The organism is Streptomyces sp. CBMA29 (assembly GCF_014596445.1).
GTDB lineage: Bacteria > Actinomycetota > Actinomycetes > Streptomycetales > Streptomycetaceae > Actinacidiphila.
In genome coordinates, this window is the sequence record NZ_MECL01000206.1 from 1 (window position 1) to 6491 (window position 6491).

General features: G+C 70.3%; 5 protein-coding genes, 2 tRNA genes and 1 pseudogene. 3 read left to right on the forward strand and 5 right to left on the reverse strand.

Translation table 11 applies throughout. From position 1 onward, the window contains the following. Together BGM09_RS27520 and BGM09_RS27525 are read right to left on the reverse strand one after the other, a co-directional pair. Positions 1 to 1796: PAS domain-containing protein (locus BGM09_RS27520; RefSeq protein WP_188284412.1), on the reverse strand; the 1796-nt coding region annotated here is incomplete at its 3' end. Positions 1797 to 2142: 346 nt separating this feature from the next. Next, entirely contained in the window at positions 2143 to 2712 is a 570-nt protein-coding gene (locus tag BGM09_RS27525) for an SSI family serine proteinase inhibitor (protein WP_188284413.1), read from the reverse strand. Positions 2713 to 2892: 180 nt separating this feature from the next. Here BGM09_RS27525 and BGM09_RS27530 point away from each other — a divergent pair. Further along, positions 2893 to 2986: transfer RNA gene (locus tag BGM09_RS27530), tRNA-Ser, on the forward strand. Positions 2987 to 3165: 179 nt separating this feature from the next. Next, positions 3166 to 3238, forward strand: a tRNA-Arg gene (locus BGM09_RS27535). 82 nt (positions 3239 to 3320) lie between these two features. Here the strand turns inward: BGM09_RS27535 and BGM09_RS27540 are convergent. The 3 genes from BGM09_RS27540 to BGM09_RS27550 form a co-directional block, all read right to left on the reverse strand. Next, complete coding sequence (locus tag BGM09_RS27540) at positions 3321 to 4562, reverse strand: tyrosine-type recombinase/integrase (protein ID WP_188284414.1); 1242 nt, start codon at positions 4560 to 4562, stop codon at positions 3321 to 3323. After that, positions 4559 to 4768 (reverse strand): excisionase family DNA-binding protein, encoded by a 210-nt coding sequence (locus tag BGM09_RS27545; RefSeq protein WP_223186199.1) that lies wholly within the window; start codon positions 4766 to 4768, stop codon positions 4559 to 4561. Before BGM09_RS27545 ends, BGM09_RS27540 begins: the two co-directional genes overlap by 4 nt. Before the next feature lie 199 nt (positions 4769 to 4967). After that, on the reverse strand, positions 4968 to 5486 hold the full coding sequence (locus tag BGM09_RS27550) for a helix-turn-helix domain-containing protein (RefSeq protein WP_223187692.1): 519 nt from the start codon (positions 5484 to 5486) through the stop codon (positions 4968 to 4970). A 572-nt stretch (positions 5487 to 6058) separates the two neighbouring features. Here BGM09_RS27550 and BGM09_RS27555 point away from each other — a divergent pair. Further along, a pseudogene (locus tag BGM09_RS27555) lies at positions 6059 to 6491 on the forward strand (hypothetical protein); the annotation flags it as partial.

A 6491-nucleotide genomic window follows, 5' to 3' on the forward strand; every position in this document is an offset into this window, starting at 1 on the left:
GCGCGCCGCGCGCCGCCCCCGGAGTCCGGCCCGGCGCCGTTGCCCGCGCCCGGCGCCGCGTTCGACCCCTGCCCGGTGGTCCCGCGCATCGGCTCGGTCGGCAACGGCATCACGGTGGTCTCGGACTCACGCGGCTGTTCCGACGCGTCGCCGCCCGACCCCGACCCCGACGCACCCGAGCCCGTACCGATACCCGTACCCGTACCCGTACCCGTACCTGATCCCGAGACCGGGCCGCCGTCCGTACGGACGCCCGTAGCCGATTCCGTAGCCGATTCCGTATCCGTACCCGTATCCGTTCCCGAGGCGTCGGAAGCGGCGGCCGAGCCGTTCTTCGTACGGCCGCCGCCGACCGGGACCTCCAGGACGTACGCGCTGCCGCCCGGCACCTCGTGGGTCTGGAGCACGCCGCCGTGCCGTTCCACGATGCCGCGGGCGAGCGGGAGATGGACGGGGTCGCCGCCCGCGTGCGGGCCGCGGACGTCGATCCTTATGACGTCGCCGCGCTGGGCCGCCGCGACCACGATCGTCGAGTCGCCGGCGTACGCGATGGCGTTGCCCGCCGAGTCGACGCCCGCGACGTCGGCGACGAGGTGGGCGAGGGCCTGCGCCATCCGCTCGGCGTCCAGGGACGCCTCGATCGGCGGCGCGTGCACCGCGTACTGCGCGCGCCCAGGACCGATCAGCTCGATCGCGCCCTCCACGGCCGCGGCCACCACCTTGTCGAGCCCGACCGTCTCGCGCCGCAGCTTGTCCTCGCCGCGGTCGAGCCGCTGGAAGGCCAGCACGTTGTCGATGAGCGTGGTGATGCGGGCGTAGCCGGCGGCCAGGTGGTGCAGGATCTGGTTGGCCTCGGGCCAGAGCTGCCCGGCCGGGTCGGCGGCGAGGCCGGTCAGCTCGCCGCGCAGTTCGGCCAGCGGCCCGCGCAGCGAGGTGTCGAGCAGCGCGCCGAGTTGCAGTGTGCGGGCGGCGAGCGCGTCGTACGCCGTACGGTCGGTGAACGTCATCACCGCGCCGACGAGCTGGTCGCCGTCCCGTACCGGAGCCGTCGTCAGGTCCACCGGCACCGCGCGGCCGTCCTTGCGCCACAGCACCTGGCCGCGGACGCGGTGCTTGCGCCCGGAGCGCAGCGTGTCGGCGAGCGGGGTCTCCTCGTACGGCAGCGCAGAACCGTCCCTGCGCGAGTGGTGCACCAGCGGGTGCAGCTCCTTGCCGCCCAGGTCGGTCGCCCGGTGGCCGAGGATCTGCGCGGCCGACGGGTTGACGAGGACGACCTTGCCCGCGGTGTCCACGCCGACCACGCCCTCGGCCGCCGCGCGCAGGATCATCTCCGTCTGGCGCTGCTGGCGGGCCAGTTCGGCCTCGGTGTCGAGCGTGCCGGTCAGGTCGCGGACCACCAGCATCAGCAACTCGTCGCCGGTGTAGTGGGGCGGCCGGGGCTCACCGAAGTCGGCGTACGGGGTGCGCGGGTCCTCCAGATTGGCGCTGGTGACCTCGACGGGGAACTCCGTGCCGTCGGTGCGCCGCGCCACCATCCGGGTCGGCTTCGTACGGGTGTCCTCCGCGGCCTCGCGCGGGCTGCGCATCGAGCCGGGGATGCGCTTGGAGTCGAACGAGGGCAGCAGGTCGAGCAGCCCCCGCCCCACCAGCGCCGTACCCGGCGACTCGAACGTCTCGATCGCTATCGCGTTGGCGTTGACCACCGTGCCGTTGACGTCGACCAGCAGCAGCGCGTCGGGCAGGGCATCGAGTATCGAGGCGAGGCGAGCAGCGCCTCTGGATGGCCTGCTGCTCACGAGACGCGTCCTCCCTGTTACCGCACGTGCCGCACTGTCCTGCGCCGCCGTTTTTCCGCGCTGATGTCCGCTCTTGCCTGCGCTCTTGCCTGCGCTTTTGTTTCCGCTCGTGTTCCCGCTTTTGTTCCCGCTTTTGTTCCGGTCTCTGCTTCCGCTCTTGTGCTGCCAGCTCTCACAGGCGGGCGGCTTGTCACGGGCGGCCCATCTTGCCGCCACCCCCGGGACATGTCACTAGACCGAGTGTACGGGTCAGGCCCCCTCGCGCGGCCCCGGATGTCCATGTGCCCCTTGGGGGCGGGGTGTTCGGGCGCCGCGTTCGGCCGGGGGCGCGCGGGTGTGGCGTACGTCACGAACGTACGGTCGTGTCCGTCTCCGTACCCCCGGCGCTCGCGTCGGCGCTGTTCACCGCTTCGCTCGCGGTATTCGCGCCGTTCAGGCCGTTCGCGCCGTTCGCGGCGGGGAGCACGGGCACCATCCGCTGCCAGCGCGACACCTCGCAGCCGTTCGTCCTGCTGTACTCCTCGTCGACCGTCCGGCCCCGCCACAGGCCCGTCACGTGGGCCGTCTGCGGCCCCCCGTAGATCATCGTGCACATCTGCCCCGCGGGCACCGCACGCTCCGGTCCCCCGATCTCCACGAGATGCTCACACGCCGGGTCGGTCGCCTCCTTCGTCCCGGTGGCGCCGCAGTCGATGGTGTACGTCCGCGGCCGGGCGTCGGGCGCCGCCGCGTACGTCACGGTCAGGCGGCTCTCCATCAGCCGCTCGAAGGGGGTGGGGCGCGGGGCGCCGACCGCCGAGGCGCCGCCGGCGGCCACGAGGGGCGCGGCGAGGGGCGCCGTCAGGGTGAGGAATGCGAGGACGGTGCGGGCACTTGTCCGGCCCTTGCGGGGTGCGGTGACTCGGGGGTTTCGCATGCGCCCCTCCCTACCCGCGCGGGGCCGCCCGCCCCCGCAACCCACTCCTTCGTGGGCGCGTCCCCGCACTACCCCTTTGCCCTGCCCACCGGCGGCCTTGTACCGTAGTCTGCGATTGGTCGCGGCCCGCACGGCTGTGTCATCATCTGCACACGCGCCCGCTCACCCGGGCACGTACCAGGAGGCGTCGCCTAGTCCGGTCTATGGCGCCGCACTGCTAATGCGGTTTGGGCTTTACCGTCCATCGAGGGTTCAAATCCCTCCGCCTCCGCCATCACTCCGGAGCCCCGCCCGTCCTTCCACCGACGGCGGGGCTCCTCCCGTTCCATCCCCCGGGCTCCACCCCATTCCCGCAGGTCACCCCACCTCCCGGTTATGGATTTCACCTCCCGCCGCACCTCATGTAATGTTGTTCCCGCAACGCCGACCGGCCCAAAACCCCGCGAAGCGCTCGCACTCGTAGCTCAACGGATAGAGCATCTGACTACGGATCAGAAGGTTGCAGGTTCGAATCCTGCCGAGTGCACAGCAGGTCAAAGGCCCCCAGGGATTCGTCCCTGGGGACCTTTTTCGTGCTGTACAGCAGTGAAGTACAGCAACCGCCTCGGTCAGCCCTTGCCCATGGCCTCCGAGAGCTGGCGCAGGGCGTCGCGCACCTCTTCCTCACTGGCCTCGGCGTAGACCTCCATCGTCATGGCGATCTGCGAGTGCCGCAGGATGCGCATGGCCACCTTCGGGTGGACCCCGAGCGCCACCAGGAGCGAGCTGCACGTGTGCCGGGTGTTCCGCAGCGGGATCGCGCGGACCCCAGCGCGGCGGGCCCGGCCGGCGAACATGCGCGTCATGTTGCCCGGCTCGATCGGCGTGCCGAACTTCGTGGTGAACACCAGCTCCCGGCTGTCCTGCCACAGCTCTCCGGCCGTTGTCCGTTGCGCGCGCTGCTGTTCGCGCCGTAGCCGGAGGGCAGACAGGCACAGCTCGGGCAGCGGCAGGAAGTCGTCCGAGTCCTCCGTCTTGGTCTCCCGGTGCAGGATCTCCCGGCCGGCCCGCTGGATCTGGTGGTCGACGTACAGCTCCCCGGCCTCGAAGTCGATCGACTTCCACGTCAGGCCCAGCACCTCACCACGGCGAAGTCCCAGCACCAGGACCAGCACCCAGGCCGCGCACAGCGAATCGTCGGTGCGCGCGACGTGTTCGAGGAACCGGCCCGCTTCCACCACCGACCACGGCTTGATCTTCCGGCGGCGAGGCTTGGGCACGGTCACCAGCTTGGCGACGTTCTTGCTGATCTCCTCTTCCATCACGGCGTGCGACAGTGCGGCCCGGAGCGCGTCGCGGGCAGCCTGCACCACGCGGCGCGAGGGGTAGGACTCGCAGCACTCGCCGATGGCGCAGCAGCGCTGCCGGCGCGCCGGATTCGCGTGCTCCTTGGGGCGCTTGGCGTCCTTGCCCTGTGCGCAGCACTGGCAGGTGCCGGCCAGCTTGGTCAGCCACTCCCGGACCTCGCGCACCGTCAGCTTGTCGAGCCGCTTCGCACCCAGGTGGGGATTGATGTAGAGCCGCGCGCACCCCTCGTACGAGACATACGACAGCGGCGCGAGATTCGGCTTCACGATCGACTCAAGCCAGTAGGCCAGGAATTGGGCGACCGTACGGTGCCGGGTGGCGACCGGACCGTTCTTCGCCTCAGCGTGCAGCCTGATCCACTTGTCGTGGACCTCGTCCCGGGTCTTGCCGTAGACGTACTTGCGGGCGCGCTTGCCGTCCGGCTTGGTGACCCAGACGTAGGCCGCGTGGCCGTTCTTGTAGGGGTAGATGGAGCCTTCGCCGTTGCTTCGCTTGGTGCTCACGCTGCCTCCTCGGCGGTGGCGACGACGTGTGCGACGTACTCGTCGACCCAGGCAGGGAGGATGCGGCGGTTGCGGCCGATGACGACGGAGCGGATCTCGCCGGTGAGGACCAGCATTTTGGTCTTGGACAGGCCGAAGCCGAGCATGTCGGCGACCTCGGCGGTGGTGAACCATTTCCGCTCCATGGCGGATATGGGGGTGGGCATGGAGTCTCTTCTCTCGGCGGCGCGGGGCAACGCGCTGCCGTGCTGACTGGTGGGATGGGCGGTGGTGACGCGTACCGTTTGGCTGTCCTCGGCGTTGATAGCGTCGGGGACGGTGCGGGTGTTGGCTGGCTGGGCCGGATGCGGCGGACTGCGCCGAGAGGACGTTCCGGCAGCGGTCGACAGTGGAGGGGGAACCCTCCTACTGGCCGGTGGACGGTCCCTTGCGCAGTGGATCCCAGGTCGAGTTGGGGGCGGGGTACCACTCGGGTCCGGTGTCCTGGCCGACGTTCACGCCCTGGGCCGCGAGGCGGTCGGCGATCTCGTCGTACTCGCGCTCGGCCTCGTCGAGTCGGGCTCTGGCGCCCTGCTCGATGTCGTGGGCGGTTTTCCACTCCTGTTCGGCTTTCTGGACGCGGTAGCCGGCTTCCTGCAGTTCGTAGTCCGGCTCGTCGGGGCCGGCGACTGCTTCGGTCATGAAGTGGGCGGCGGGGACGTTGAGGGCCTTGGCCAGGCCGACGACCTCGTCGAAGCGCAGCAGGCGGGTGCCGTTCTCGATCTTGGCGATCTGGGTCTGGTGGAACTTGAAGCCGAGCCGGGTCATGCGCTCGGCCAGGTCTTCCTGGGACAGGCGCGCGGCTTTGCGCAGGACCTTCATGTTGTGCGCCACCAGGGCCTCGCCCTCCAGGGGCGTGTAGCGGTGCGCGTGCGGACTGGACATGTCGGCCTCCCTTCGGCCCGGTCTCGACGCGCCGGGATGGAATAAAACGATACCGCATGAAGAGTCCATGCTGCAAGCGGTTGAGTCGTTCGTTATGGGATCGTTACGGCGCTGGACCAGCCAATATGCTGAGGCCGCATGCTCTGATAATGCCAGAACGGCTTGACTGGCGGGCGGGCACCGTGATATGAATGTTCTAATCCCGCATGAGGAACCCAACCTGATGGAGGTTGAACGTAGCCACTGACGCCGCACAGCACAAAGCCCCCGGCGCTACCAACACCGGGGGCCTGACGGAAACCACGCCACCGCCCATCCCAGGACAGTCAGCCAACGGCGGACCGGGTTGCCCCCCGGAACCCGCCGAGCAAGGAGTCTCCGTGAACGAGAGTACTGCCTCCAGCCCCGGCCCCGCAGCCCCAGACCCCATCCCACCGGCCGGCACCTGGCCAACCGTCGCACAGCCAGGCAGCGGCCACCGGCCACCCCAACCCGACGCCATATCTCCGCTCCCCGCCCCCGGGCAGGCACCCGCACCGGACCGGCCGCAGGAGCCGACCGGCCCGCCGGAGATACCCGACGCACCACCGACCGAGGGCGACGAACTGCTCAGGCGGCTGCGGGCGCTGATCGCCAGGTTCGTGGTCCTGCCCTCCGAGGCGGCGCTCGACGCGGCCACGCTGTGGGTCGCCGCATCCCATCTCCAGGCCGCCTGGCAGCACGCCCCGCGCCTGGCGGTGGTCGGCCCGGCGAAGCGGTGCGGCAAGTCGAGGCTGCTGGACGTGCTCGCCGAGACCGTCCACGCCCCGGTGCTGACTGTGAACTCCACACCGGCCGCGGTCTTCCGCTCCATCACCGAGGACCCGCCCACCCTGCTCGTGGACGAGGCCGACACGATCTTCGGCAGCCCGAAGATGGCGGAGAAGAACGAGGAGATGCGCGGCCTGCTCAACGCCGGGCACCAGCGCGACCGCTACGTCCTGAGGGTGGTGGGCAGCGAGCACA